The sequence below is a fragment of the Alitabrizicola rongguiensis genome (genome assembly GCF_021491355.1).
GTDB classification, from domain to species: domain Bacteria; phylum Pseudomonadota; class Alphaproteobacteria; order Rhodobacterales; family Rhodobacteraceae; genus Aliitabrizicola; species Aliitabrizicola rongguiensis.
The window spans coordinates 629,965-654,804 of the sequence record NZ_JAKENF010000002.1 but is presented as its reverse complement, the minus strand read 5'-3'; the positions used below and the strand labels follow the sequence as shown (position 1 = coordinate 654,804).

The 24,840-nt window shown below is 65.7% G+C and carries 23 protein-coding genes; 16 read left to right on the top strand and 7 right to left on the bottom strand.

Annotation, left to right across the window (positions count from 1 at the left end; all coding sequences use genetic code 11):
• Positions 1-41: 41 nt before the first annotated feature.
• Positions 42-1,571: an MDR family MFS transporter gene (locus tag L0V05_RS09115; RefSeq protein ID WP_234869799.1), complete on the bottom strand. Its 1,530-nt coding sequence runs from the start codon at positions 1,569-1,571 to the stop codon at positions 42-44.
• 123 nt (positions 1,572-1,694) lie between these two features.
• On the opposite strand from L0V05_RS09115, the gene L0V05_RS09110 reads away from it, so the two are divergent.
• The gene (locus L0V05_RS09110; protein ID WP_234869798.1) at positions 1,695-2,249 is read left to right on the top strand and encodes a MarR family winged helix-turn-helix transcriptional regulator; all 555 of its coding nucleotides are present in this window, start codon (positions 1,695-1,697) and stop codon (positions 2,247-2,249) included.
• 15 nt (positions 2,250-2,264) lie between these two features.
• Complete coding sequence (locus tag L0V05_RS09105) at positions 2,265-3,041, top strand: pyrroline-5-carboxylate reductase family protein (protein ID WP_234869797.1); 777 nt, start codon at positions 2,265-2,267, stop codon at positions 3,039-3,041.
• A 154-nt stretch (positions 3,042-3,195) separates the two neighbouring features.
• On the opposite strand, the gene L0V05_RS09100 is transcribed toward L0V05_RS09105, so the two are convergent.
• Together L0V05_RS09100 and L0V05_RS09095 are read right to left on the bottom strand one after the other, a co-directional pair.
• On the bottom strand, positions 3,196-3,591 hold the full coding sequence (locus tag L0V05_RS09100) for a ribbon-helix-helix domain-containing protein (RefSeq protein WP_234869796.1): 396 nt from the start codon (positions 3,589-3,591) through the stop codon (positions 3,196-3,198).
• A 45-nt stretch (positions 3,592-3,636) separates the two neighbouring features.
• Positions 3,637-4,194: a DJ-1/PfpI family protein gene (locus L0V05_RS09095; RefSeq protein WP_234869795.1), complete on the bottom strand. Its 558-nt coding sequence runs from the start codon at positions 4,192-4,194 to the stop codon at positions 3,637-3,639.
• A gap of 137 nt (positions 4,195-4,331) precedes the next feature.
• On the opposite strand from L0V05_RS09095, the gene L0V05_RS09090 reads away from it, so the two are divergent.
• On the top strand, positions 4,332-6,704 hold the full coding sequence (locus tag L0V05_RS09090) for an ATP-dependent helicase (protein WP_234869794.1): 2,373 nt from the start codon (positions 4,332-4,334) through the stop codon (positions 6,702-6,704).
• Positions 6,705-6,770: 66 nt separating this feature from the next.
• Here the strand turns inward: L0V05_RS09090 and L0V05_RS09085 are convergent, their stop codons facing one another.
• Together L0V05_RS09085 and L0V05_RS09080 are read right to left on the bottom strand one after the other, a co-directional pair.
• The gene (locus L0V05_RS09085; RefSeq protein WP_234869793.1) at positions 6,771-7,922 is read right to left on the bottom strand and encodes a benzoate/H(+) symporter BenE family transporter; all 1,152 of its coding nucleotides are present in this window, start codon (positions 7,920-7,922) and stop codon (positions 6,771-6,773) included.
• 497 nt (positions 7,923-8,419) lie between these two features.
• Entirely contained in the window at positions 8,420-8,635 is a 216-nt protein-coding gene (locus L0V05_RS09080) for a DUF1127 domain-containing protein (protein ID WP_234869792.1), read from the bottom strand.
• Positions 8,636-8,885: 250 nt separating this feature from the next.
• Between L0V05_RS09080 and L0V05_RS09075 the strand changes: the two genes are divergently transcribed.
• The 10 genes from L0V05_RS09075 (at position 8,886) to L0V05_RS09030 (ending at position 20,331) form a co-directional block, all read left to right on the top strand.
• Positions 8,886-9,953, top strand: coding sequence for an Mrp/NBP35 family ATP-binding protein (locus tag L0V05_RS09075; RefSeq protein WP_234869791.1), 1,068 nt, complete (start codon positions 8,886-8,888; stop codon positions 9,951-9,953).
• A 648-nt stretch (positions 9,954-10,601) separates the two neighbouring features.
• Positions 10,602-11,123 carry a division/cell wall cluster transcriptional repressor MraZ gene (gene mraZ, locus L0V05_RS20650; RefSeq protein ID WP_234869790.1) on the top strand — a complete coding sequence of 174 codons (522 nt, stop codon included), beginning with the start codon at positions 10,602-10,604 and terminating at the stop codon, positions 11,121-11,123.
• Between the two features lie 2 nt (positions 11,124-11,125).
• Positions 11,126-12,127, top strand: coding sequence for a 16S rRNA (cytosine(1402)-N(4))-methyltransferase RsmH (rsmH, locus tag L0V05_RS09065; RefSeq protein WP_234869789.1), 1,002 nt, complete (start codon positions 11,126-11,128; stop codon positions 12,125-12,127).
• Positions 12,127-12,513 carry a cell division protein FtsL gene (ftsL, locus tag L0V05_RS09060; protein WP_234869788.1) on the top strand — a complete coding sequence of 129 codons (387 nt, stop codon included), beginning with the start codon at positions 12,127-12,129 and terminating at the stop codon, positions 12,511-12,513. The genes rsmH and ftsL overlap by 1 nt, the downstream gene beginning before the upstream one ends.
• Positions 12,510-14,297 (top strand): peptidoglycan D,D-transpeptidase FtsI family protein, encoded by a 1,788-nt coding sequence (locus L0V05_RS09055; RefSeq protein ID WP_234869787.1) that lies wholly within the window; start codon positions 12,510-12,512, stop codon positions 14,295-14,297. The genes ftsL and L0V05_RS09055 overlap by 4 nt, the downstream gene beginning before the upstream one ends.
• Before the next feature lie 24 nt (positions 14,298-14,321).
• Positions 14,322-15,803, top strand: coding sequence for a UDP-N-acetylmuramoyl-L-alanyl-D-glutamate--2,6-diaminopimelate ligase (locus tag L0V05_RS09050; RefSeq protein WP_234869786.1), 1,482 nt, complete (start codon positions 14,322-14,324; stop codon positions 15,801-15,803).
• Positions 15,803-17,248 (top strand): UDP-N-acetylmuramoyl-tripeptide--D-alanyl-D-alanine ligase, encoded by a 1,446-nt coding sequence (locus L0V05_RS09045; protein ID WP_234869785.1) that lies wholly within the window; start codon positions 15,803-15,805, stop codon positions 17,246-17,248. Before L0V05_RS09050 ends, L0V05_RS09045 begins: the two co-directional genes overlap by 1 nt.
• A 25-nt stretch (positions 17,249-17,273) precedes the next feature.
• The gene (gene mraY / locus L0V05_RS09040) at positions 17,274-18,356 is read left to right on the top strand and encodes a phospho-N-acetylmuramoyl-pentapeptide-transferase (RefSeq protein WP_234869784.1); all 1,083 of its coding nucleotides are present in this window, start codon (positions 17,274-17,276) and stop codon (positions 18,354-18,356) included.
• A 61-nt stretch (positions 18,357-18,417) separates the two neighbouring features.
• A complete protein-coding gene (locus L0V05_RS09035) occupies positions 18,418-19,050 on the top strand; it encodes a LysE family translocator (protein ID WP_234869783.1) in 633 nt (210 codons plus the stop codon).
• A 3-nt stretch (positions 19,051-19,053) separates the two neighbouring features.
• Entirely contained in the window at positions 19,054-20,331 is a 1,278-nt protein-coding gene (locus L0V05_RS09030) for an aspartate aminotransferase family protein (protein ID WP_234869782.1), read from the top strand.
• Here the strand turns inward: L0V05_RS09030 and L0V05_RS09025 are convergent.
• Positions 20,322-20,654, bottom strand: coding sequence for a hypothetical protein (locus L0V05_RS09025; protein WP_234869781.1), 333 nt, complete (start codon positions 20,652-20,654; stop codon positions 20,322-20,324). The genes L0V05_RS09030 and L0V05_RS09025 overlap by 10 nt on opposite strands.
• Before the next feature lie 80 nt (positions 20,655-20,734).
• On the opposite strand from L0V05_RS09025, the gene L0V05_RS09020 reads away from it, so the two are divergent.
• Both L0V05_RS09020 and L0V05_RS09015 read left to right on the top strand, forming a co-directional pair.
• Positions 20,735-21,472 carry a helix-turn-helix transcriptional regulator gene (locus L0V05_RS09020; RefSeq protein WP_234869780.1) on the top strand — a complete coding sequence of 246 codons (738 nt, stop codon included), beginning with the start codon at positions 20,735-20,737 and terminating at the stop codon, positions 21,470-21,472.
• 76 nt (positions 21,473-21,548) lie between these two features.
• Positions 21,549-22,220 carry an SDR family NAD(P)-dependent oxidoreductase gene (locus L0V05_RS09015; protein ID WP_234869779.1) on the top strand — a complete coding sequence of 224 codons (672 nt, stop codon included), beginning with the start codon at positions 21,549-21,551 and terminating at the stop codon, positions 22,218-22,220.
• A gap of 6 nt (positions 22,221-22,226) precedes the next feature.
• Here the strand turns inward: L0V05_RS09015 and L0V05_RS09010 are convergent, their stop codons facing one another.
• Entirely contained in the window at positions 22,227-23,261 is a 1,035-nt protein-coding gene (locus L0V05_RS09010) for a GlxA family transcriptional regulator (RefSeq protein ID WP_234869778.1), read from the bottom strand.
• An 89-nt stretch (positions 23,262-23,350) separates the two neighbouring features.
• Here L0V05_RS09010 and L0V05_RS09005 point away from each other — a divergent pair, with 89 nt between their 5' ends.
• Positions 23,351-24,775, top strand: a complete 1,425-nt coding sequence (locus tag L0V05_RS09005) for an FAD-binding oxidoreductase (protein WP_234869777.1) — start codon at positions 23,351-23,353, stop codon at positions 24,773-24,775.
• Positions 24,776-24,840 lie beyond the last annotated feature (65 nt).

Sequence of the window (24,840 nt, the reverse complement as noted above, 5' to 3'; positions counted from 1 at the left end):
CCGCAAGTCGCCCAAAATTTGTGCATGACTGCCTACTGCGGCTATTCGCCCCGAGGAACGACGCGATTGGCAAGCGGTATCTCCTCGAGGCGGAGCGCCACGAAGAAGCCGATCGCGCCGAGGACGGCCACTGCCCAGTAGATCGGGTGGATTGCCGACACCACGGCCGCGGCGACCTCGGCCTTAAGCGCCTGATCGAACCCCGCCATCTGCTGCGGCCCGATCTCGACCCCGGCGGGAAGGTTCACGCCCTGCGCCGCAAGGCTTGCCACCATCCTCGCGGTGAACAGTGCGCCGAAGGCGGCCACGGCGAGCGAACCGCCGATCTGGCGGAACATCACGCCGGCCGCCGTCGCAGTGCCGAGTTGCTGCCGTGGCACCGCGTTCTGCACGGCAGTGGTGACGACGGGAAAGATACAGCCCATGCCGATGCCCAGAAGCGCGATGATGAAGCCGAAGGTCACTTCGTTTGTGGTGCTGCTCAGCGTCGCCAGCAAGACGCCAGCCACGGCGATCACTGCCGTGCCGATCATCGGCAGGATGCGGTACTTGCCTGTCTTGCCCATATAGCGCCCCGACAGGTTGGCGGCGGTCAGGATGCCGAGCGTCATCGGAACGAGCAGAAGCCCCGAGACCGTGGGCGTCGCGCCCTTCGCGATCTGAAGATAGATCGGCAGGAAGGTGATCGCCCCGAACATTGCCGCGCCCGAGATGAACCCGATGGCCGACGTGTTGCGGAACACGTTCAGGCGGAACAGCGAGGGTGGCAGGATCGGCTCGGACGCGCGTGCCTCGATCCGGAAGAACAGCCAACCCGCGACCAGCGTCAGAACGATCAGACCAACCGCGGTCGGCGACAGCCAGTCGATCGTCGCGCCGCCAAGGCTCGTTACCAGTGTCAGCGAGGCCAGCGCGACCGACAGCGCGGCGGCGCCGGCCCAGTCGATCCTGTGGTCGTGATGGGCGGTGAAGGGCGGGAAGCTCAGGGTAAAGCCAAGGACGGCGAGCAGGCCGAAGGGGATGTTGACGTAGAAGATCCAGTGCCAGCTGGCGACTTCCACGAACCATCCGCCGATCAGCGGGCCAAGCATCGAGGCAAGGGAAAAGACGATGGCGAAGATGCCCTGCACCTTGCCCCGGTCGCGCGGCGCGATCACGTCGCCGACGACGGCGAGCGCGAGGACGAACAGGCCGCCGCCACCCAGGCCCTGGATCGCCCGCGAGACGATTAGGAACAGCATCGAGGTCGCCAGTCCGCACAGCGCCGAGCCGAAGAGGAACAGCCCGACCGAGATGAAGACCATCCGCCGCCGCCCGTAGAGATCGCCGAGCTTGCCATAAAGCGGTGCAACCACGGTCGAGGCGAGGACATAGGCCGTGACGACCCAGGACAGGTGATCAAGCCCGCCAAGGTCTGCGACGATCGTCGGCAGCGCGGTCGAGACGATTGTCTGGTCCATCGCCGCCAGCAACAGCAGAACGCCGATCGAGGCGATCACCAGACGGGTCGAGCCCGTCGCCGCCTGCGCCGGGGCGTGCTGGGAAGGGGGCGTCTGGATCGGGTGCGGCATGCGAAAGACTCACGGTTAGAGGATGCACCGCATGCCTATGCTTGGTCATATTATGTGTCAATGGCATATAAATGTCTTTATCATATGATTGACAAGCGCACCGGATTGGGCGAACTCGCGATCATGAGCAGTAAACCCGACTCTCCCTATTCCGCCAAACTGGCGGTGGCCTTGGCCGAATACGGCTTCTCCCCTGCTGCGGCCGAAGCGCTGCTGGAGATTGACGGCGAGAACTTCGTCTACATGCGGCGTGTCAAGAAAGGCGACATTCCGCAAAGCCTCATGGAGGAGATGGGGGCTGGCATCGAACCGATGCAGTTCCTGTCTCTGGCCGCGATCATCCGCATCGAGACCGGCAGGGGCCGACCTGCCGAAGAACCGACCGTCGGGCTACTGGCGGAAGAGATGCAGGTCGATGCGTCGCGCGCCAGCCGCATTGCCGCCGATCTGGTCGAGCGCGGTCTCGTGGCGCGCGCCGCAAGCCAGGAGGATGGCCGTCGCTCGGTTCTGGTGCCGACGGCCGAGGGGCGGGCACTTCTGGACGCGTTCCTGAGGGCGAAATGGCAGCGGACGATGCGCCTGTTCCGCGACTGGCCGGAAGAAGATGTTCTTGCCTTCGCCCGGCTGCTCAAGCGCTATAACGATGGGATGCGGGCGCAGTATCCGACCGCCCGGTAAACTGCGGGAGGCGTCATGCGTCTGGGAATTCTTGGGGCGACGGGCTGGCTGGGGCAGGGACTTGGCCTTGGACTGATCGCGAAGGGCCTCTGGCCCGCCGACCGGCTGGTGCTGTTGAACAGGTCTGGCAAGGCGGGCGGATATGCGGACCAGCCGGTGATCTGGGCGCGCGATGCGGCCGATCTTTGTGCACGGGCCGACATCCTTGTGCTGTCCACCCGGCCCGAGGATTTTCCGCCCGAGCGCTTCGATGCCGGCGGACGGCTGGTCATCTCCTTCATGACCGCCTGGACGCTGGCGAAACTGTCGGCGCGCTGGCCAACGGCCCGGATCGTGCGCGCCATGCCGAATGGCGGGGCGAGCATCGGGCAGTCGTATACGCCCTGGGTCGCGCCCAGTCTGTCGGAGGCCGACACGGCACTGGTCGCCCGAATCCTGTCGGCAATGGGGGCCGAGGATCGAGTCGCCGATGAGTCACAACTCGACTATCTGACCGCCCTGTCGGGGTCGGGTCCCGCCTATCCGGCGCTGCTCGCGCAGGCAATGCTGACCGATGCACTGGCCCGGGGGCTGCCGCAGTGGGTCGCGGAACGGGCGGTCGAGGCGGTCATCTGCGGGTCGGCCCCGTTTCTTGAGGGGCGCATGGGTAGCCTGAGGGAGATTCTCGACAGCTTCCTGTCCTATCGCGGTGTGACTGCCGCCGGCATGGCGGCTGCCGGACCCGCTTTCGACCGCACGATGCACGACGCGCTTGCCGCCGCCGAGGCCACGGCTCGGGCGATGGGCAAATAGGCGCGGCTATTCCCGATCCTGATCGAAGAATTGCGGGACACATGTTCCCCGCCTGACTCCCGCCGCGCCGATTTCGGGTACATGATTGACGTGAGAGGCGATCCTTTTTTGTCGCCGCCCTGTCCCCATCGCCGGGTGCGAGGGCGACTCGGTCTCAGACGGGTCGCGAACGCACCGTGGCGTTGGTATGCCTGAGGTGAAGGCGGTCGCGCTGTCGCTCGCGCGCCAGGATCGACACCGCGTCGACCTCGCGAAGCCGACGCGACGGATCGGAGGAAATTTCCCCTGCGGCCATGAGCGACAGATAGCGCGCGCAGCAAACCCGCAGGAACGAGGTAAAGTTGCCCATGTCGTGATCCGCCTCCAGCGCCTCGCGATAGAGCCGGGTGATGAGCTGATTCACCGTCAACTCATCGCGCGCGCCGATATCTTCGAGCGTCGCCCAGAAGAAAGCTTCAAGGCGGATCGAGGTCGCCACGCCATCGATGCGCAGCGATTTGGTGCGTTGACTCCAGTGGTCGGGGTCGGCCCCGATGAACAGCTGGCACATGGGCCTCCCCCCTTGTTGCAGCGGTATCGACGGTCTCGTGGCAGCCTAGAGCAGCCGCATGAACTGCGCCATCCATTCCGCATTCGCGGGCCAGGCGGGCGCTGTCACCAGCTTGCCATCCGTCACCGCCGCGTCCACGGCGATATCGGCATAGATGCCGCCCGAAGCCGTCACCTCCGGCCCGCAGGCCGGATAGGCCGAGCAGGTCCGCCCCTTGAGCACGCCTGCCGCGGTCAGGATCTGGGCGCCATGGCAGATGGCGGCGACCGGCTTGTCGGCAGTGAAGAAGTGCCGGACCATTTCGAGCACCTTCGCGTTCAGCCGCAGGTATTCCGGTGCGCGCCCCCCGGGCACGACTAGGGCGTCGTAGTCCGCCGGGTCGACGGTCGCGAAATCGGCGCTCAGTGCAAAGAGGTGGCCGGGCTTTTCCGTATAGGTCTGGTGGCCCTCGAAATCGTGGATCGCGGTTGCAACCCGGTCGCCCGCCTTCTTGTCGGGGCAGACCGCGTCGACCTTGTGGCCGCAGGCCAGAAGAATCTGGAACGGCACCATCGTCTCGTAGTCCTCGGTGTAGTCGCCGGTGATCATCAGGATCTTGGCCATGTCATCCTCCCGTTATGGCTTCCACATCAGCCTAGCCCTGACCCGGGACTAGCGGGTGGTAGCGGGTTGTGACAGAGGCGAAGAACAATAAAGGAACAAAGCTTTAACTTTGCAGCGAGGCAGGCTAGACTCGGTCCATGACCGGGTTTGACGAAAGCGAGGCCTTCGAGGCCGCCCTGCCGCTAAGCCGCCGCGCCATGGCGGCGCGGCCGGCGCCCTATCTGGATGACCTGAACCCCGCGCAACGCGCGGCGGTCGACGCGCTGGATGGACCGGTGCTGATGCTTGCCGGGGCGGGGACGGGAAAGACCAAGGCGCTGACCGCGCGCATCGCGCATCTGCTGACCACAGGCCGGGCGCGCCCGAACGAGATTCTTGCCGTCACCTTCACCAACAAGGCCGCTCGCGAGATGAAGGATCGGGTCGGGCGCCTCTTGGGCGAGGCGGTGGAGGGGATGCCGTGGATGGGCACCTTCCACTCGATCAGCGTGAAGATCCTGCGCCGTCACGCGGAACTCGTCGGACTCAAGTCGAACTTCACCATTCTCGACACCGACGACCAGATCCGGCTGATGAAACAGCTGATCGTCGCCGCAAACATTGACGAGAAGCGCTGGCCGGCGCGGATGCTCGCCGGGCTGATCGATGGCTGGAAGAACCGCGCGCTGACCCCGCAGAAGGTGCCGAACAGCGAGGCGGCGGCCTTCAACCATCGCGGGACGGAGCTTTACGAGCAATATCAGGAGCGGCTGAAGACGCTGAACGCGGTCGATTTCGGCGACCTGCTGCTGCACGTGCTGACCATCTTCCAGACCCATCCCGACGTGCTGGCGCAATACCAGCGCTGGTTCCGCTACATCCTCGTCGACGAGTATCAGGACACCAACGTCGCCCAGTATCTCTGGCTGCGGCTGCTGGCTCAGGCGCATCACAACATCTGCTGCGTGGGCGATGACGACCAGTCGATCTACGGCTGGCGCGGCGCCGAGGTGGGCAACATCCTGCGCTTCGAGAAGGATTTCCCCGGCGCCACGGTGATCCGGCTGGAGCAGAACTACCGCTCCACCCCCCATATCCTTGCCGCCGCCTCGGGCGTGATCGCGGCCAATGCCGGGCGGCTGGGCAAGACGCTCTGGACCGAGGTCGAGGACGGCCACAAGGTGCGCCTGATCGGCCACTGGGACGGCGAGGAGGAGGCGCGCTGGATCGGGGAAGAGGTCGAGCGGCTGCAGAAGGGTACGCGCGACTTTAGGCGGATGTCGCTGAACGACATGGCGATCCTCGTCCGTGCCAGCCACCAGATGCGCGCCTTCGAGGACCGCTTCCTGACCATCGGATTGCCCTATCGCGTGATCGGCGGTCCGCGCTTTTACGAGCGGCTCGAGGTGCGCGATGCGATGGCCTATTTCCGGCTGGCTGTGTCCCCCGACGACGACCTTGCCTTCGAGCGGGTGGTGAACACGCCCAAGCGTGGCCTCGGTGACAAGGCGCAGCAGACCATTCAGGTGATCGCGCGTCAGAATGGTGTTACGCTGGCCGAGGCGGCGCGCATCCTGCTCGCGGAAGGGGGCATCTCGGGCAAGGGGGCGGGACAGCTGCGCGCCTTCCTCGACGGGATCGAGCGCTGGCATCAGGCGACGCTGCGCCCCGGACAGAGCCATATCGAACTGGCCGAGACGATCCTAGAGGAAAGCGGCTACACCGAGATGTGGCAGCAGGACAAGACGCCCGAGGCGCCGGGGCGGCTAGAGAACCTCAAGTCGTTGATCGAGGGTCTGGAAGAGTTCGACAACCTGCAGGGCTTCCTCGAGCATGTTTCGCTCATCATGGACAATGACAGCGAGGATGCGGTCGAGAAGGTGTCGATCATGACGCTGCACGCCGCCAAGGGGCTGGAGTTTCCCGCCGTGTTCCTGCCGGGCTGGGAGGACGGTCTGTTCCCGAGCCAGCGCAGCATGGACGAGAGCGGGCTGAAGGGCCTCGAGGAAGAGCGTCGACTCGCCTATGTGGGCATCACCCGGGCCGAGGAGCTGTGCACGATCTCCTTCGCCGCGAACCGCCGGGTCTATGGCCAGTGGCAGTCGGCGCTGCCCTCGCGCTTTATCGACGAATTGCCGGGCGAGCATGTCGAGGTGCTGACCCCGCCCGGCCTTTATGGCGGCGGCTTCGGCGCGGCGGGGATGGCGGCGGGGTTTGGCGGTGGCTCGACCATCGAGCAGAAGGCGGCAAAGGCCGATGTCTACAACTCGCCGGGCTGGAAGCGAATGCAGGCGCGCGGGGCCGAGCGGCCCATGGCGCAGCCGCAGGAGGCGCGCAACATGGTGATCGACGCCACGGCGGTGTCCTCTTTCGTGCTGGATGACCGGGTGTTCCACCAGAAATTCGGCTATGGCACGGTCGTCGGGATCGAGGGCGACAAGCTCGACGTGGCCTTCGACAAGGCCGGCGTGAAGAAGATCGTCGCGCGCTTCGTCGTCGGCGCCGCGCAAGCGGATGACGTGCCGTTCTAGGGGGCGCCGCCCCCTCTGAGCCTGCGGCTCATTCACACCCGGGATATTTGGGAACAGAAGAAATGCCTACTGTCTCTTGAGGCGGCTGGCCGTGTGCTCGAGTCCGAAGATCGTCAGGCCCGCGATCAGCCCCCAGAAGGCCGCGCCGATGCCGAAGAAGGCGACACCCGAGGCTGTGGTGGTCAGCGTCACGGCTGCGGCGAAGCGCTGCGGCGGATGAGAGAAGGCGCCGGTCAGCGCGCCGGTCAGTGGCCCGAGCAGCGCAAGTGCCACGAGCGCGGTCATTGTGGCGGCGGGCAGGGCGCCGATCAGCGCGAGGATCAGCGGGCCGAAGATGCCAAGGCAGACCCAGACTGCCGCGTAGGCAAGCCCGACCTTCCAGCGCTGGTTCCTGTCGGGGTGCACGTCGTCGCCCAGACAGATCGCGGCGGTGATCGCGGCCATGCTGATCGTGTGCGAGCCGAAGAGGCCGCCGAGGGCTGACAGCCCGCCGGTGACAGCGAGTGCCGGGCGGACGGGTGGTTCGTATCCGGCGGCGCGGAGCGTTGCGAAGCCGGGAAGGTTCTGCGAGGCCATCGTCACCAGATAGAGCGGCAGGCCGAGGCCGATCAGCACGCCCGGCGTGAATTCGGGTGCAATGAAGGTCAGGCGGGGCAGGGCGAAGCTGAACCCTGCCAGTGCCTCGGGGTGAAGGCCGGTCACGACGCCGGTCGCGAGCGCGACCAGCACGGCGAAGGACGGGTTCCACAGCCGCACCAGCGCAAAGATGAGCACCATTGGCAGGACCTGCTTCGGCGCGATCTGCACGGCGCCGGCGAGTTTCAGCACGAAAGGCAGGAGGACGCCCGCGAGCATGCCTGCGGCGATACCGTCGGGAATTGCTGCAACCAGCCTGCCGAGCGGGCGGACAGCCCCTGTCATAGCGATCAGCGCCCCGGCCAGCAGGAAGGCTCCGACTGCCTGCGCCATGCTGATTCCGGTCGTGGCTGCGATCAGAGCTGCGCCAGGCGTTGACCAGGCCAGCACAACAGGTACCCGGCTGGTTGCACTGAGAAACGCGCTGCCTGCCGCCTTGATGAGGCAGACGGCAAAGACCCAGGACGCTGTCTGCGCCGGAGTTGCGCTGACTGCGCCAGCGGCGGCAAGTACCAGTGTGATGGTCGAGCCATATCCGACGAGGGCGGCGACAAGGGCCGCGGAGATCATCGAAAGGCGCATCACGAACTCCTGCTTTTCGCCCGACCTTTAGCGGGTGGCGGCAGAGTTGCAATCGGAAGGCAATCAACGGGGGCGGAAAAGGAAACGGCGGCGCTCAGGGAGGAGGAGGAGCGCCGCCGTTCTGCACGTCGGACCCAGGGAGGAGGAGGGGTCCTTCGTAGCCCTCGGACCCGATGGGCCCGGTATGTCTGCGACGACACCCAGGGAGGAGGAGGGGTATCGCCGCCTGCTACGCCCGGCCCGAGGGAGGAGGAAGGCCGAACGCATCTGCTTTGGGGTGGCGGGCCTGCGCCCGATCCCCGGATCTTGGCGCGGCGACCCCAGGGAGGAGGAGGGGGTCGCCGCTGGTCCGATCGGCCCAGGGAGGAGGAGGGGCCTTTCGTACGCCGGTGGAAGCAAGGGCTTCCGAAGAAAGTGCGGCGGCACCAGGGAGGAGGAGAAGTGCCGCCGCTTTTGCTATGGACCCCGGGGAGGAGGAGAGGGGTCCAGCAATAATCCTACTTGCCGTAGGCAGCCTGCGCAGCGATCTCGGGGATCAGCGTGCGATTGATGCCGAGGTCCGCGAGTTCACGGTCGGTCAGGACCGCGAGTTCCCGGAAGGTCTGGTTGTACAGTCGCCGCTTGCGAAGCATGTCGGCCACTGCTTTCCGCATCGCCGACAGACGGTCCGGAAGGCCGGCGCGTACAGCGGTGGAAGTGGTTACGTAGCTCATCGTCTTGCCTCTATCGTCTCGCGTGCGCTTGTTTAGTTTCGCGCTGTTAGGGCAAACATAACCCAATGCTGCAGATGCACAATAAGTTAGGTCATCAATGCTGCCATGCGGCAAGTGCATGGCTTCCTTTACGTAATTTTGACATTGCGGCGACTGGCGCGCCTGAAATCTGTGCAGCGTACGAACGGGCCTTGCCCTGACGCGATCAAAGCGCGACGTATTCGCCCAAGCAAAGCCTGGGGAGACAGCCATGTCGGTGTCGCGTGAGTCCGTGATCAAGGTGCTTTCGGGAATCGACGTCCCCGGAGGCGGCGACTTTGTTTCGCGGGACCTGGTCCGTGCCTTGACGGTCGAGGCCGGGCTGGTGCGTTTCGTCATCGAGGTTGCCGACGCCGCAACGGCGCAGGCGCTGGAGCCGGCCCGTGCGCGCGCCGAGGCAGCCTTGCGTGAACTTCCGGGGGTGACCTCCGTCCAGATCGTGCTGACGGCACCGGCGACCAAGGCGGCACCCCCGAGCCTGAAGATCGGCCAGCACCCGACGCCTCAGCAAGGCGGGCCTCAGCCCGTATCCGGCGTCGACCGCATCCTCGCGATCGCCAGCGGCAAGGGTGGAGTGGGCAAATCTACCGTCTCGTCAAATCTTGCCGTCGCGTTGGCGCGGCAGGGGCGGCGCGTGGGGCTGCTCGATGCCGACATCTATGGTCCGTCGCAGGCCCGGATGATGGGGGTGAGCAAGCGCCCGGCTTCACCGGACGGAAAGACGATCCTGCCGCTCGAGGCGCACGGCGTCGTCATGATGTCGATGGGGCTGATGCTCAAGGAGAACGAGGCGGTGGTGTGGCGGGGCCCCATGATCATGGGGGCGCTTCAGCAATTGCTGACCCAGGTGGAGTGGGGACGGCTTGACGTGCTGATCGTCGATCTGCCACCGGGCACCGGTGACATCCAGCTCACGCTTTGCCAGCGGACGAGGCTGACCGGGGCGATCGTGGTCTCGACGCCGCAGGACGTCGCTCTGCTCGACGCGCGCAAGGCGCTCGACATGTTCCGCAAGCTCAACACCCCTGTCCTGGGGTTGATCGAGAATATGTCGACCTTCATTTGCCCCAATTGCGGCCATGAGGAGCATATCTTCGGCCATGGCGGCGTACGGGCCGAGGCCAAGCAGCTGGGGCTGCCCTTCCTCGGGGAATTGCCATTGAGTCTCGATGTGCGGCTCGCAGGTGACAGCGGCACCCCGGTCGCGGCGGGCGAAGGGCCGGCGGCTGACGCCTATGCGCGGATCGCGGCGGGACTGGTGGCCGGCGGCATGGCCTGAGGGCCCGAGCCGCACGGGAAATCATGGGATTTGCCCCTTCCAGGTGAGCGACACGCCGAATCACTGACGCGTGACGCGCCGTGATTCGCTGCGTGTCCTCCTCATATTCGTTGTTTGTTCTCCACTCTTCAGCAGGGCGGCCTGGGGCGAGACATATATCTGGGAATTCATGGGATTTTGTGGTTGAGCGTAACGTGGATCTATATCTTGTGCCTTGTGCTCAGATGACTCCGATTTGTGGGCTAAGCTTCTCAGAATCTTGTCTAATCACAAGCGCGTTAGCGATACTCCGCTGAGTTCCTGCTGAAAGACACCAAAGAAAGGGTTTGCTTTCCCATGCTTTCCCATGGCATCCCTTGTCCATCGAAGGCGGCAGCGAATGACAAGCAGGGGCAGCCAAGACCCCGAACAGGCGAAAGTCAGGTTTCATACAGGCAGCCGCCGCTTTCGAAAAACTGAGATCCGGCGCGCGAGCGAGCAGACATCCCCCCAGGTGGCGCGCGCAGCTGGACGGACCCAGCGATGGGACGAGGGCGGCGGATCGGGCGTGGCAGCAGTCCCGATCCGCCGTTGTCCGTTTCAGGGCCGGGCAAACGAGGGACAAGACCCCGACGCAAGGGCGGGGCGCGAGTGAAGGAGCCGCACAGCGTGGCGGAGAGCTTCAGAGGCGAGGTCGTCCAGAAGGTGGACGCCAAAGCGAGGGTCTCGATCCCCGCCGCCTTCCGTCGCGTCCTGGAAAATGGCGATCCCTCCTGGCCCGAAAGCCCCCGCCCGCGCGTGATCATGGTCTATGGCGACGAGCGCCGCCGTTTCGTCGAATGCTACCCGATCAACGAGATGAAACGGGTCGAGGCGCTGATCGCGCGCCTTCCCAAGGGTTCGCCTCGTCGCCGGGCGCTCGAGCGTAACCTCATCACCCTGTCGGTCACCGTAGAGGTTGACGAGGACGGTCGGATCGTGCTGCCGCAGAAGGTGCGCGAAAAGATCGGTGCCGCGCCCGAGGAATTTTCCGGCGGGTTCGAGGCGATGTTCGCCGGCGCGCTGGAAACCTTCCAGCTTTGGAAGCGCGACGCCTACGAGGATGAGATCGCGGCGCAATCCCTTGAAGAAATGGAAGAACTGGCAGAGGGGCTCGATATCCTGTCACTCCTGCCGGATCCGGAGGCGTGAGCATGGTGACGAGCGGTCCCGCCGACGCCCGCCCGCCGCATATCCCCGTTCTCCTGCGCCCGCTTCTGCAGGCGGTATCTCCCGTTCACGGCATCTGGATCGATGGCACCTTCGGTGCGGGTGGCTATGCGCGCGGCCTGCTCGAGGCCGGGGCGGATCAGGTCATCGGGATCGACCGTGATCCGCTGGCACTTGAAATGGCGGCGGGGTGGTCGGCGACCTATGGCCAGCGGCTGCGGCTCGTTGCCGGAACCTTCTCGGACCTCGACACTGTTGCGGACGGTCCGGTCGATGGCGTGGTGCTGGACCTCGGCGTGTCGTCCATGCAACTCGACCAGGCCGAGCGCGGATTCTCCTTCCTCAAGGATGGCCCTCTCGACATGCGGATGAGCCAGTCGGGTGACAGTGCCGCCGATCTGGTCAACACAGCCTCGGAAGAGGTGTTGGCCGACATCCTCTATCTCTATGGAGAGGAACGCGCATCGCGCCGGATTGCACGGGCGATCGTGGCGGCCCGCGGCGAAGCGCGGATCGAGACAACCCTGCGTCTGGCCGAGATCGTGGCCCGCTGCCTGCCTCGCCCGAAACCCGGGCAAAGCCATCCCGCAACGCGCAGTTTCCAGGCTATCCGCATCGCCGTGAACGCCGAGTTCGAAGAACTCGCGGAAGGCCTGATGGCAGCTGAAAGGGCGCTTAGGCCGGGGGGCATGCTGGCCGTCGTCACCTTCCACTCTCTCGAGGATCGCGTCGTGAAGCGCTTCCTGCAACTGCGCTCTGGTGGCGAGGCGCAAAGCAACCGCTACGCCCCTGCCAACAGCCCCGACAAACCGCGCTTTCAACTGGTGACGCGCCGGGCGGTCGGTCCGGACGATGAGGAATTGGCCGAGAACCCCCGCGCCCGGTCTGCAAAGCTCCGCGTTGCACAGCGCACCGATGCCCCGGCGGGTCAGGTCGATCCCGCCGCGCTAGGTGTCCCCCTTCTTCAGCGCAAAGGTCGCCGGTAATGCGTTCCGTCCTCTATGCCGTCTCGTTCCTTGCTGTCATGGGGCTGGCCTTCTGGGCCTATCGCGAGAACTATGCCACCCAGGACGCGCTCCGGAACGTCGACCGGCTTCAGAACGAGATCGCCGACCTTCGCGATGAACTCGCGATGCAGAAGGCGGAGTGGGCCTATCTGAACCGCCCCGACCGGATTCGCGAACTCGCCGCCATCAGTTTCGACAAGCTGGGGCTTCTGCCGATGGAGCCGTCGCAGTTCGGGGACGCCAAGGATATTCCCTATCCGCCGCCGCCGGCGGCCTCGCTGCCGTCCGATCTCTCCCTTTCGGCCCCGATTTCGGTGCAGGGCCAGCTCGACATCGTGCCGACCAATGAGGTGCAGATTCCATGACCCGCATTCCGCTGCGCCCCCTTGCCCGCATCCTGTCCGCCCGTGCGCGTGGCGAAAATCCCGACACGATCGAACGCGAGAACATCCGTCTTCGCCAGAAGCAGACCCACGACCGCGCGCGTGCGCGCGCTCAGGGTCGTCTGCTCCTGCTGGGGGTGGCCTTCACCATGGCCTTCACCAGCATCGGGGCACGGATGGGGATGATGGCGGCGACGATGCCGACCGAACCGCGCAACGCCAGCTCCGGCGCCCAGATCGAGGCGCAGCGCGCCGATCTCACCGACCGCAACGGTCGCATCCTTGCGACCAATATCCTGACCCATTCGCTTTACGCCCAGCCCAAGGACATGGTTGATCCGGCCCGCGTGGCGCATGAACTGGTCGGCATCTTCCCCGACCTCGACGAGAAGCAGCTTCTTGCCCGCTTCACCGATGGCCGCAGCTTCCTCTGGATCAAGAAGAAGTTGTCCCCCGAACAGATGCAGCAGGTTCATGACATTGGCGATCCCGGCCTGCTGTTCGGCCCGCGCGAGATGCGGCTTTATCCGAACGGGCGTCTTGCCGCGCATGTTCTTGGCGGCACGAGTTTCGGCGCTGAAGGCGTGAATTCGGCCGAGGTGATAGGCACCGCCGGCATCGAAAAGGCGCTCGACGCCCGTCTGCGCGATCCGGCCAATGCCGGCAAGCCGGTGGCGTTGTCGCTTGACCTCACGGTGCAGGCCACCGTGCAGGAAGTGCTGGAAGGCGGCATGAAGATGATGCAGGCCAAGGGCGCCGCCGCCGTCCTTCTGGACATTCGGACAGGCGAGGTCCTGTCGCTGGTTTCTCTTCCCGATTTCGATCCGAACGACCGTCCGCAGCCGATGGTCAAAGGCGACCCCGCCGATAGCCCGCTGTTCAACCGCGCGGTACAGGGGGTGTATGAGCTGGGTTCGACCTTCAAGATATTCGCGGCAGCCCAGGCGTTGGACCTTGGTCTCGTGAACCCCGAAACGATGATCGACGCCGATGCTCCGATGATCTGGGGCAAGTTCAAGATCAAGGAATTCGAGAACCACAATTACGGGCCGCTGCTGTCGGTCCGCAACATGATCGTGAAATCCTCGAACGTCGGTGCCGCCCGGCTGGCCCTGATGATTGGCGGGGTAAGGCAGCAAGCCTTCCTGAAATCGCTCGGCTTTTTCGATCCGACCCCGGTCGAGTTGATCGAGGCGCCCTATGCCAAGCCGCTGGTCCCCTCGCGCTGGCCGGACATCACCACCATCACCACCGCCTATGGCCATGGCATCTCGGCCAGCCCGATGCACCTTGCTGCGGCCTATGCCACCATCGCCAATGGCGGCACTCTGGTGCGGCCCACATTGCTCAAGTCCGATGTCGTCGAAAATGGACCGCGCATCATCTCGCCCAAGACCTCGCAAGAGGCGGTCGCGATGCTTCGCGGCGTTGTGACCGAAGGGACGGCCAGCCTCGGGGATGTTCCGGGCTACTCCGTCGCCGGCAAGACAGGAACCGCCGACAAGCCCAAGAAGGGCGGCGGCTACTATCACGACAAGGTGGTGAACACCTTCGCCTGTACCTTCCCCTCGACCAACCCGAAATACGTTCTGATCCTGACGCTGGACGAACCGATGGAGATCGTCGGGTCGCAGGTGCGCCGCACCGCCGGCTGGACAGCCGTGCCGGTCGCCGCCGAGGTGATCCGCCGCGTCGCGCCGTTGCTCGGGCTCCGGCCCGAGGTTGAAACCGCCTCTGCCACCGAGGTAACACTCGCCAGCAACTGACCCCAAAGCTGGAGCGCCGTGCCAATGACCCAAGTCGTGAAATCCCTCGCCGAACTGGGCCTGACGGCCCGCGGCGGGCGCGAGGCGCGGATCACCGGGCTGGCGGTGGACAGCCGCGCGGTGCGTCCCGGATATCTGTTCGCGGCGCTGCCGGGGAGCAAGGCGCATGGCGCAGCCTTCATCTCCGCCGCCCTGGATCTTGGCGCGGTAGCAGTGCTGACGGATGCCGAAGGCGCACGGCTCGCTCAGGGCCTGCCGGGGATCGCGACCGTCGCGCTTGTCGTGGCCGAGGATGCGCGCGAGGCGCTGTCCTTCGCCGCCGCGCTTTGGTTCGGCCGCCAGCCCGAGACCATGGTCGCGGTCACCGGCACCAACGGCAAGACAAGCGTCGCCACCTTCACCCGTCAGATATGGTCAGCGCTCGGGCTGCCCGCGATCAACATCGGTACAACCGGGGTCGAAGGGGCATGGGACGCTCCTTCGGGCCATACCACGCCCGAGCCCATTACCCTGCACCGCCTGCTGGCCGAAGCGGCCGACGCCGGAATTACGCATGCAGCGATGGAAGCCTCTTCGCATGGGCTGGACCAGCGCCGGCTTGACGCCGTGCGGCTCAAGGCGGCGGGATTCACCAACTTCACCCAGGACCACCTCGACTATCACGGCACGTTCGAGGCCTATTTCGCGGCAAAGGCGGGACTTTTCACCCGGGTCCTGCCCGAGGACGGCACGGCGGTTCTGAACACGAATGATCCCAAGAGCATCGACCTGGCGCTGATCGCAACGGCGCGCGGGCAGAAGATCATCCGCACCGGCCATGGCGAGGATGCCGACCTGCGTATCCTGGGCCAGCGCTTCGATGCGACCGGGCAGGATGTCCGGTTCGCCTGGAAAGGCACACCCCATCAGGTTCGCCTGAACCTGATCGGCGGCTTCCAGGCCGAGAACGTGGCAGTGGCCGCGGGACTTGCCATCGGTTCGGGCTCGGCCCCCGGAGACGTCTTCTCGGTCCTGCCGCAGCTTTCAACCGTGCGAGGCCGGATGCAACTGGCCGGTCGGCGCAAGAATGGCGCAAGCGTCTTCGTCGATTACGCTCATACCCCCGATGCAATCGAGACCGCGCTCAAGGCCCTGCGGCCGCATGTCATGGGTCGGATCGTCGTCGTCTTCGGCGCAGGCGGCGACCGAGACCGGTCCAAGCGCCCTCTGATGGGCAAGGCTGCTGCCGAGAATGCCGACATCCTCTTCGTCACCGACGACAACCCGCGATCGGAGGATCCGGCTTCGATCCGGGCGCAGATCATGGAAGCCTGTCCCGAGGCGAACGAGGTCGGCGACCGGGCCGAGGCGATCCTGCGCGGCGTCGACGCGCTTGGCCCCGGCGACGCGCTGCTGGTGGCCGGGAAGGGCCATGAAAGCGGACAGACGATCGCCGGGCATGTCTATCCCTTCGACGATGTGGAACAGGCCAGCGTCGCGGTGGCAGCGCTGGACGGGCTGATCTGATGGCCGCGCTCTGGACAGCCTCCGACGCCGCAGCCGCTACCCGCGGACGGATCACCTGCGACTGGGTGGCGAAAGGTGTTTCGATCGATACGCGCACCCTTCAGCCGGGCGATCTGTTCGTGGCACTGAAAGACGTGCGCGACGGGCACGAATTCGTGGGTCAGGCGCTCGACAAGGGGGCGGCCGCAGCAATTGTCACCCACGTGCCGGAAGGGGTGGGGATCGATGCCCCTCTTCTGATCGTCCCGGACGTGCTTGAGGGGCTTCGCGGCCTTGCACGCGCGGGGCGGGCGCGGACGAAGGCGAAGGTGGTCGGCGTCACCGGGTCGGTCGGAAAGACTTCCACCAAGGACATGCTGCGCGCGGTGCTGGGCGGGCAGGGAAAGACCCATGCCGCAGAGGCAAGCTACAACAACCACTGGGGCGTGCCGCTGACGCTGGCGCGGATGCCGGTCGACACCGATTTCGCCGTGGTCGAGATCGGGATGAACCACCCGGGCGAGATCGCTCCTCTGGCCGAACTCGCACAACTTGATGTGGCGCTGATCACCACCGTTGCCGCAGCCCATCTGGAGGCGTTCGAAAGCATCGAGGGGATCGCCCACGAAAAGGCCTCGATCATGGAGGGGCTGAAACCCGGCGGCACGGCCGTGCTTCCTGCCGACCTTGGCGTGAGCCCCATCCTTTTGGCCAAGGCGGCTGAAGTCGGCGCGCGGGTCATCCGGTTTGGCACCTCTGAGACTGCCGACTTCCGGCTCACCGACGTCTCGCTGACCCCCGATGCAACGGTCGTCCGGGCCATCGCAGATGGTGAGCCGCTGCTGTTCAAGGTCCGCAGCCCCGGTCGCCATTTCGCGCCGAATGCGCTGGCCGTTCTTGCTGTGGCCTCGGCACTTGGACTTGATCCCTCGATTGCCGCCTGTGACATCGGCAACTGGCTGCCGCCGAAGGGGCGCGGCACCCGCGAGCGTATCCTGCTGGACGCTGTCGAAGATCGCGGCTTCGAACTGATCGACGATGCCTTCAACGCCAATCCGGCCTCGATGGCGGCGAGCCTTGACCTGCTGGCAGCAATCCCGCCGGTTGACGGAGTCGGGCGCATCCATCCGGGCCGGCGCATTGCCATCCTTGGCGACATGCTGGAACTCGGCCGGACCGAACTGGACCTGCACGCGGCCATCGCCGCTCACCCGTCAATGGCAAGTATCGTGACGGTGCACTGCGTCGGTCCGCGGATGCGGGCACTGCACGCCGTGTTGCCGCCGAACAAGCGCGGTCTTTGGGTCGAAACCGCCGCCGAACTGGTGCCCCAGCTTCGCCAGCTTGTCGATGCCGGCGACATCGTGCTGGTCAAGGGGTCGAAGGGAATCAAGGTCTCGCAGGTCGTTGACGGCTTCCGAAAATTGGGGCAGGCGATCGCGCAGGATACGACAGGCGCCGAATAACGGCGCGGACGAGAGGGGCGAAGGCATGTTCTACTGGTTGGCCGATTTTTCGGACGGGGGCGGTGTCCTCAACCTCTTCCGCTACATCACGTTCCGTGCCGGCGCGGCGTTCTTCACGGCGCTGGTCTTCGGCTTCCTCTTCGGCCGACCGCTCATCAACATGCTTCGGCGGAAACAGGGCAAGGGCCAGCCCATCCGCGATGACGGCCCGCAGACCCATTTCGCCAAGGCCGGAACCCCGACCATGGGAGGGCTGCTGATCCTGTCGGCGCTGACATTCTCGACCATACTCTGGGCGCGACTGGACAACCCCTACGTCTGGATCGTTGTCTTCGTGACGCTGGCCTTCGGCCTGATCGGTTTTGCCGACGATTTCGCCAAGGTCACCAAGCAGAACACAAAAGGCGTTTCCAGCCGGGCGCGATTCCTGTTGGGCCTTCTTATCGCGGCACTCGCCTCTTATGCCGCCGCGCGCTTCCATCCCGGTCCGCTGACCGACCAGCTTGCCGTGCCGTTCTTCAAGAACGTGCTGATCAACCTCGGCTATTTCTTCGTGCCTTTCGGGATGCTAGTGATCGTTGGTGCGGCGAATGCGGTGAATCTCACGGATGGCCTGGACGGTCTGGCGATCATGCCGGTGATGATAGCTGCAGCGACGCTCGGCGCGATTGCCTATGTCGTCGGCAACGCCAATTTCGCCGAGTATCTTGGTGTCCATTTCGTACCCGGAACGGGCGAGCTTCTGGTCTTCACCGCCGCACTGATCGGCGGTGGCCTGGGCTTCCTGTGGTACAACGCGCCTCCAGCAGCGGTGTTCATGGGCGATACCGGCTCGCTGGCCCTGGGCGGTTCGCTTGGCGCGATCGCCGTCTGCACCAAGCATGAGATCGTGCTGGCGATCGTCGGCGGGCTTTTCGTGGTCGAGGCGCTCTCGGTCATCATCCAGGTGATGTACTACAAGCGCACCGGGCGGCGAGTGTTCCTGATGGCACCGATCCACCACCACTTCGAGAAGAAGGGCTGGGCCGAGCCGCAGATCGTCATCCGCTTCTGGATCATCTCGCTGATCCTTGCACTGATCGGCCTCGCCACGCTCAAGGTCCGGTGAGAACGGCTGGCGTAAGCGGTCGGCCTGTGCAACTGTCCCCGGACTGAACTCGGGGGTAGGAATGGCATCGAGCGATACCTTACTGGCTTTCCTGCTGGCGACCGCGATCTTCGCCCTGATGCCTGGCCCCGCGATGCTCTATACTGCGGCGCGGACAATCGCGGGCGGTCGCCGCGCGGGACTTGGCGCCGCGTTCGGCATTCTTCTTGGCTGCTGCGTTCATGTCATCGCCGCCGCCGCCGGCCTGTCGGTGCTGTTCCATGCGGTTCCGACCATCTATTTCGCGGTCAAGCTGATCGGCGCAGGCTATCTGGTCTGGCTGGGGATCGGAATGATCCGCAGCCGCGAAGGTCTGGGCGCGTTGCCCACCGGATTGCCCTCCATGTCAGCGGGCAAGGCGTTCCGGCAAAGCGTCATGGTCGAGCTTCTGAACCCCAAGACGGCTTTGTTCTACGTGGCGTTCCTGCCGCAGTTCGCCGATCCTGCCGCCATGCTGCCGGTTTGGTCACAGCTTCTCGTGCTGGGTGGCATCGCCTGCCTGATGTTCAGCGCGATGGACCTTGTGGCCATATTCGCGGCCTCGGCAGTGGCCGGACGTCTGGCCCGGTCGACGCGCCTGGCGAAGTGGATGCAACGCACGGGCGGCATGATCCTTGTCGGTCTCGGCCTGCATGTGGCAACGCAAAGAGCCTGAGTCATGACCGACCGGACCGCCCCGCTCATTGCGCGCGATGCGGCGGTCTTTCTGAGCCAGGACCTGTCCTCGCCCTGCACCTCAAGCGTCCGGCGCGCCGAGGGGATCTGGATAGAGGATCATGCCGGCCGACGTTTCATGGATTTCCATGGCAACTCGGCGCATCACCTCGGCTATGCCCATCCGCGCATCCTGGCCGCGATCCGCGAGCAACTTGACCAACTGACCTTCGCGCCGCGGCGTTTCGCCTGCGAGCCGGCGACGGAGCTTGCCGAGGAACTGGCGCGGATCGCGCCCGGCGATCTGGGACGCTCGCTGTTCCTGCCCTCGGGTTCGGACGCGGTTGAAACCGCCCTGCGTCTGGCCCGCGCCGTGACCGGGCGGTGGAAGACGGTGTCATTCTGGGGCTCCTACCACGGTTCGGGCTTTGGCGCGGCGGCAGTGGGTGGCGATCCGGCCTGGCGGAACCGCGCGACGGGTCCGCTGCCGACCGGGGCCGAGCATGTCGCGCAATATGACTGCCACGCCTGCCCCTACAACCATCCCGGTCCCGACGCCTGCGGCCTCGCCTGCGCCCGGGCTGTCACCGACATCCTGCGGCGCGAGGGGGACGTGGCGGCGGTTGTCGCCGAACCGATGCGGTCCTGGCCGCTGATCCCCCCGTCAGGCTTCTGGGCCGACGTCCGCCGCGCCTGCGATGAGACCGAAACGCTCCTGATCTTCGACGAGATTCCGACGGGTCTTGGCAAGACCGGCCGCATGTTCGCCTCTTCGCATGAGGGTGTGGTGCCCGATATCCTGGTGCTGGGAAAGGCGCTTGGCGGGGCGGTCCTGCCCCTCGCGGCGGTCATCGCGCGGCGCGATCTGGACCGGGCCGCGCCGTGGTCCATCGGTCATTTCACACACGAGAAGAATCCCGTCACAACTCGCGTCGGTCTCGAAGTCCTGCGAGTGATCGCCGAAGAGGGTCTGGCCGACCGTTCGGCAGAACTGGGTGCGCTGGCGCTGGAGCGACTTGTCGGCATGGAAGGGGCCGCGACAGGCCTGCGCCATGCACGAGGGCGCGGGCTGCTGCTCGGGATCGAGGTCACCGATGCTTCGGGTCGCCCGGATGCGGCGCGGGCAGAGCGCATCCGCAAGGCATCGCTCGAGGCCGGGCTGAACTTCAAGCTCTCGAACGGGGCGACGATCACGCTTTCGCCGCCCCTTGTCATCGACTGGTCCGATCTGGATCGCGCCCTGTCGATCCTTGAAGCCGCGGCAGACGCCTGTCAGCCGTAGCGGCGCAGGACCTGCATGTGCAACACGCCTTCGCCCGGATCGCTGCCCATCTCCATCAAGTCGAAATAGGCCAGGCACGCGGGCGATCGCATCGCGGTCGCCATCACCGCCTCGGCCGCGTTCGGCGACGACCAGCGGACGAGGTCCATATAGCCGCCATCGGCGCCACGGATCAGGTCGCGGCCGAGAAAGCCGTCGACATGTGCCAGGAATTCGGTCTGGAACTGGTCGGAAACGGCAATCAGGCGGTCTTCGCTCACGCCGGGTTTCAGGCGGATCCGGGCGAGCTCGACCACTGTCATGTCGGATTCAGGTGTTGTCATCTCAGGTCTCCTTGCTGTGACCTGGACGGAATGCCCGAAAATATGTCATCTAACGGCAAATTTCTCTGTTGGATTGCGACATGCCCCGCCCGGACACCCTTGGCCGCCTGGACCGTCTCGACCTGCTGGCGAGCCGCCTGAAGGCCGACGAGCCGATGACGGTCGCAGAACTCGCCGCCGAATTTGCCGTCAGCGAGCGCACCCTGGCCCGCGATCTGGAGGTCTTGCGCGCTCGGGGGCTGCCGGTCGAGGCGGATCGCGGCCGGGGCGGCGGCGTGCGGTTGCATCGGCTCTGGGGTGTCGGCAGGCTGACCCTGACCGCACCCGAGGCGATCAACCTGCTCGTCAGCCTTGCCATTGCAGAGAAGATGCGGGCGCCTTGGCTTCTGGCCAATCTCGATCCGATCCGGCGCAAGCTCGCCGCCTCGTTCTCGCCGGCCCTGCGCGACCAGATCGGCGGTCTACGGCGGCGCCTCCTGATCGGGACCTCTGCCTCCGCGCAGGTGGTTGGCGGCTTCACGCCGCCAGAACAGACCGAAGTCGCTGCGCTGTTCTCGGCCTTTCTCGAGCAGCGGGAACTTGCCTTCCGCTATGCCGGGGCGGTGGGAGAGGAGCGCGCGCGCCATGTCGAGCCGCAACTTCTGCTGCTCAACTATCCGGTCTGGTATCTCTTGGCCTGGGACATCGACAGCGAGGCCGTCCGGACCTTCCGCTGCGACCGGATCCGAAACGCACGCTCCATGCCGAACCGGTTCACCCTTCGCCCCCCGGCGATTTTCGCCGAGGCGATGGCAGGGGTCGAGGCGCTTAACCCCTGAGGCGCGAGGATCCGGGGCCTTGCCGCCCGCCGCCCGCCGAGCCATCCTTGCCCTTCCCGCCTGACAGGAGCCCGGAATGACCCGCCCTTTGCATCCTAGCGCCCTTGTCACCGGCGGAAATCGCGGTTTGGGCCGGGCGATTGCAGCCGGATTGAAGGCGAAGGGCTGTCGGGTGACGATTGGTGCGCGGTCAGAAGAGGATGGACGGCAGGCCGCGGCAGAGTTGGGCATGGCCTTCGTGCGCCTCGACCTGACCGAGCCCGACAGTTATTTCGACGCGGTGATGCAGGCCCGCGGCTTCGACATCCTCGTGAACAACGCCGGCATCCTGAACCATGGCTCGCTCCTGTCGCCGAAAAGCGATTTTGCCGAGGCGATGGAGGTGATGGTGGCGGCGCCGCTCGACCTGATCCGGCTCAACGTTCCCCATTGGCGCGAGACGGGCTGGGGCCGCATCGTCAACTTGTCCTCGGGCTGGGGCAGCTTTACGCAGGGCCTGGGCGGTCCGGGCGCCTATGGCGTGGCAAAGGCGGCGCTGAACGCGCTGACCAAGGCCTTGCCGCGCGACCTGCCGCCAGGGGTGAAGATCAACGCCTGCGATCCGGGCTGGGCCAGGACCCGGATGGGCGGAGCCTCGGCCCCGCTCAGCCCCGAAGAGGGGGCAGATACCGCCCTCTGGCTCGCCCTTCTGCCCGAGGATGGCCCGACCGGCGGCTTCTTCCGCCGCCGCGAGCCGGTCGGCTGGTGACGCGGTTCAGGCTTGGGGCGCCAGCGCCCGGCGCAGCGCGCCGAAGCGCATCCGGTACTGGGTGGGGGTCAACCCGACGCGCCGCCGGAACAGCCGCCCGAAAAAGCTCGGATCCTCGTAGCCCACTTCCTCGGCGATCGCCTCGACCGGCAGATCGCTGCGCTCGAGCATCTGCTTTGCCTCTTCCAGCCGGTGGGCATGGACATAGTCGAGCGGCGTCATGCCGGTCGCGGTACGGAAGCGCCGCATGAAGGACCGCTCCGGCAGGCCCGACTGCTCGATCATCGCGGCGACGGGGGCCGGCTGGCCGTAGTTCTCGGCAACCCAGTCCTGGCTCTTGCGGACCGCCGCATCGTCGCTCTGGCGAAAGTTCACGGGCGCGGCGAAGGGCATCTGGCCGATGTCATGCCACTGCAGCAGATAGACCCGCGCGACCTCGATCGCCTCCTTAAGCCCGACATGGCGGGCGATCAGGTAAAGCGCGAGGTCCTGCCAGCTGGTCCCGCCGCCGGCCATGACGATGCGCTGCGCCTCGCCGGTTAGGACCAGCGTCTGGTTCTGACGTACGCGAACTCCGGAATAATTGTTGGTCAGAGTCGCGACATAGGCCCAATGGATCGTGGCGTCTCGATCATCGAGCAGGCCGGCCTCGCCCAGAAGGACGGCCCCGGAACAGGCGCTGGCCAGCATCCCGCCGCCCTTATGCACTTGGGCGAGCCAGGCGGCCTCCGGGGCATACTGACCGGCGACGCTGGCGCCCGGATCAACGAAGAAGTCCGGGATGCAGACAATGTCCGGCATGGGCGCGCTGTAGAAATCGAACTCCGGCTGCACGGGAATGCCGTTGGCGGCAAGGAACGGTTCCCTGCTCCGCGCGACGATGAAAGGCCGCATCCGCTGCTCGCCCGCCTCGCCCCGGGTTACGAAACTGAAATCCCGCCCGGGCGAGGAAAAAAGGTCGAACATGCCGTAAAGCGCCGAAGCGGTTACTTCGGGCACGGCCACGATGGCCACGTAAAGTCGTCCCTGTTCATCCGGCATGGCAGAAACGAACGCTTTCCTGCAGGATCAGCTTTGGGGTCACACACGAAACAACCTTAGCCTTTCTACATCAATCAGGGAGGCACGTCATGACCAAGCATGAAGCGAAACCTGCGGCCCGCGCGCTTGATCCAGAAGCGGTGGAGGCGTTCCGCGCCGAAATGCGGGGCGAAGTGCTTGATTCTGCCAGCGAGGCTTACGACGAGACTCGCGTGATCTGGAATGCGATGATCGACCGGAGGCCTACGCTTATCGCCCGCTGCGTGAATGCGGCGGATGTCTCGGCCAGCGTTCGCTTCGCGCGAGCACAGGGTCTGACGATCGCCATGCGCAGCGGCGGGCACAACGTGGCGGGCTATGCCGTCTGCGAGGGCGGCCTGATGATCGACATGTCCTTGATGGACGGCGTCCGAGTCAGCCCCGCGCTCGATCGGGCATGGGTCGAGGGCGGTGCGACCTGGGCCGCCGTGGACCGGGCAACGACGCCGTTTGGTCGCGCGACGCCGGGCGGGCTTATCTCGGCCACCGGGGTCGCCGGTCTGACACTGTCTGGCGGCATCGGCTGGCTGCGCGGAACTCATGGCCTTGCCTGCGACAACCTTGTGGCCGCCGACCTGATCGACGCCGAAGGCCGGCTGATCCACGCAAGTGAAACCGAGAACGCTGACCTTCTCTGGGCCCTGCGCGGGGGCGGGGGCAATTTCGGCGTGGTGGTGAATTTCGAGTTCCGGCTGCACGCGATCGCACCGGAGGTCTTCTTCTGCGCCCCGATCTATGCCGAGGAGCGCGCCGCCGAGATCCTGCCGCTCTGGCGAGATTTCATGACGACCGCGCCGGATGAGCTGAGCGGGCTGGCCGAATTCTCGACCATTCCCGCCGATCCGGCCTATCCGGAAGAGATCTGGGGTCGTCGCGTGGTCGCGCTGGCCCATGTCTATGACGGTCCCGCAGAAGAGGGCGAACGCGTCACGGCGCCCCTGCGTGCCTTCGGACCGATGCTGACCGACTTCAGCGGCGCCATGCCCTATGCGACGATCCAGACGCTCTATGACGGGATCTTTCCCAAGGGCAGGGACCGCTGCTACTGGAAGTCGACCTATCTTCGTGGGCTTGATGACCAGGTCATTGCCGACATCCTTGGCCACCTGTCCCGCCGGCCCTCCGAGATGACCTTTGCCTCGGTCTGGAAGTTCGGCGGTGCGGTGCAGCGCGTTGCGCCCGATGCCACCGCCTTCGGTGACCGGTCGATGCCCTTCATGTTCAGCCTCGATGCGATCTGGCAGGGGGCCGACGGGGACGAGGCCAATATCGGCTGGGTCCGGTCGGCCTGGTCGGCGATGCAGGCCCATTCGACCGGGCGGATGTACCTCAATTTCCCCGGCCTTGGTGAGGGCGACACTCTGGTGCGTGACGCCTTCGGGGCGGCGACCTATGCGCGGCTGCAGCAGGTCAAGCGCCGCTACGATCCGCACAACGTCTTCCGGATGAACCAGAACATCGTGCCGGTCGGCTGACGCCAGCCACCCTTGCGGCCCGCCGCCGCCCTGCCCATTGTGCCTCGGAACGGCAAGGAGGGCGG

Excerpts from the sequence above, each read along its gene's own strand:
- L0V05_RS09115 (WP_234869799.1), bottom strand. The coding sequence starts at position 1,571 with ATGCCGCACCCGATCCAGACGCCCCCTTCCCAGCACGCCCCGGCGCAG.
- L0V05_RS09110 (WP_234869798.1), top strand. The coding sequence starts at position 1,695 with ATGAGCAGTAAACCCGACTCTCCCTATTCCGCCAAACTGGCGGTGGCC.
- L0V05_RS09105 (WP_234869797.1), top strand. The coding sequence starts at position 2,265 with ATGCGTCTGGGAATTCTTGGGGCGACGGGCTGGCTGGGGCAGGGACTT.
- L0V05_RS09100 (WP_234869796.1), bottom strand. The coding sequence starts at position 3,591 with ATGTGCCAGCTGTTCATCGGGGCCGACCCCGACCACTGGAGTCAACGC.
- L0V05_RS09095 (WP_234869795.1), bottom strand. The coding sequence starts at position 4,194 with ATGGCCAAGATCCTGATGATCACCGGCGACTACACCGAGGACTACGAG.
- L0V05_RS09090 (WP_234869794.1), top strand. The coding sequence starts at position 4,332 with ATGACCGGGTTTGACGAAAGCGAGGCCTTCGAGGCCGCCCTGCCGCTA.
- L0V05_RS09085 (WP_234869793.1), bottom strand. The coding sequence starts at position 7,922 with ATGCGCCTTTCGATGATCTCCGCGGCCCTTGTCGCCGCCCTCGTCGGA.
- L0V05_RS09080 (WP_234869792.1), bottom strand. The coding sequence starts at position 8,635 with ATGAGCTACGTAACCACTTCCACCGCTGTACGCGCCGGCCTTCCGGAC.
- L0V05_RS09075 (WP_234869791.1), top strand. The coding sequence starts at position 8,886 with ATGTCGGTGTCGCGTGAGTCCGTGATCAAGGTGCTTTCGGGAATCGAC.
- rsmH (WP_234869789.1), top strand. The coding sequence starts at position 11,126 with ATGGTGACGAGCGGTCCCGCCGACGCCCGCCCGCCGCATATCCCCGTT.
- ftsL (WP_234869788.1), top strand. The coding sequence starts at position 12,127 with ATGCGTTCCGTCCTCTATGCCGTCTCGTTCCTTGCTGTCATGGGGCTG.
- L0V05_RS09055 (WP_234869787.1), top strand. The coding sequence starts at position 12,510 with ATGACCCGCATTCCGCTGCGCCCCCTTGCCCGCATCCTGTCCGCCCGT.
- L0V05_RS09050 (WP_234869786.1), top strand. The coding sequence starts at position 14,322 with ATGACCCAAGTCGTGAAATCCCTCGCCGAACTGGGCCTGACGGCCCGC.
- L0V05_RS09045 (WP_234869785.1), top strand. The coding sequence starts at position 15,803 with ATGGCCGCGCTCTGGACAGCCTCCGACGCCGCAGCCGCTACCCGCGGA.
- mraY (WP_234869784.1), top strand. The coding sequence starts at position 17,274 with ATGTTCTACTGGTTGGCCGATTTTTCGGACGGGGGCGGTGTCCTCAAC.
- L0V05_RS09035 (WP_234869783.1), top strand. The coding sequence starts at position 18,418 with ATGGCATCGAGCGATACCTTACTGGCTTTCCTGCTGGCGACCGCGATC.
- L0V05_RS09030 (WP_234869782.1), top strand. The coding sequence starts at position 19,054 with ATGACCGACCGGACCGCCCCGCTCATTGCGCGCGATGCGGCGGTCTTT.
- L0V05_RS09025 (WP_234869781.1), bottom strand. The coding sequence starts at position 20,654 with ATGACAACACCTGAATCCGACATGACAGTGGTCGAGCTCGCCCGGATC.
- L0V05_RS09020 (WP_234869780.1), top strand. The coding sequence starts at position 20,735 with ATGCCCCGCCCGGACACCCTTGGCCGCCTGGACCGTCTCGACCTGCTG.
- L0V05_RS09015 (WP_234869779.1), top strand. The coding sequence starts at position 21,549 with ATGACCCGCCCTTTGCATCCTAGCGCCCTTGTCACCGGCGGAAATCGC.
- L0V05_RS09010 (WP_234869778.1), bottom strand. The coding sequence starts at position 23,261 with ATGCCGGATGAACAGGGACGACTTTACGTGGCCATCGTGGCCGTGCCC.
- L0V05_RS09005 (WP_234869777.1), top strand. The coding sequence starts at position 23,351 with ATGACCAAGCATGAAGCGAAACCTGCGGCCCGCGCGCTTGATCCAGAA.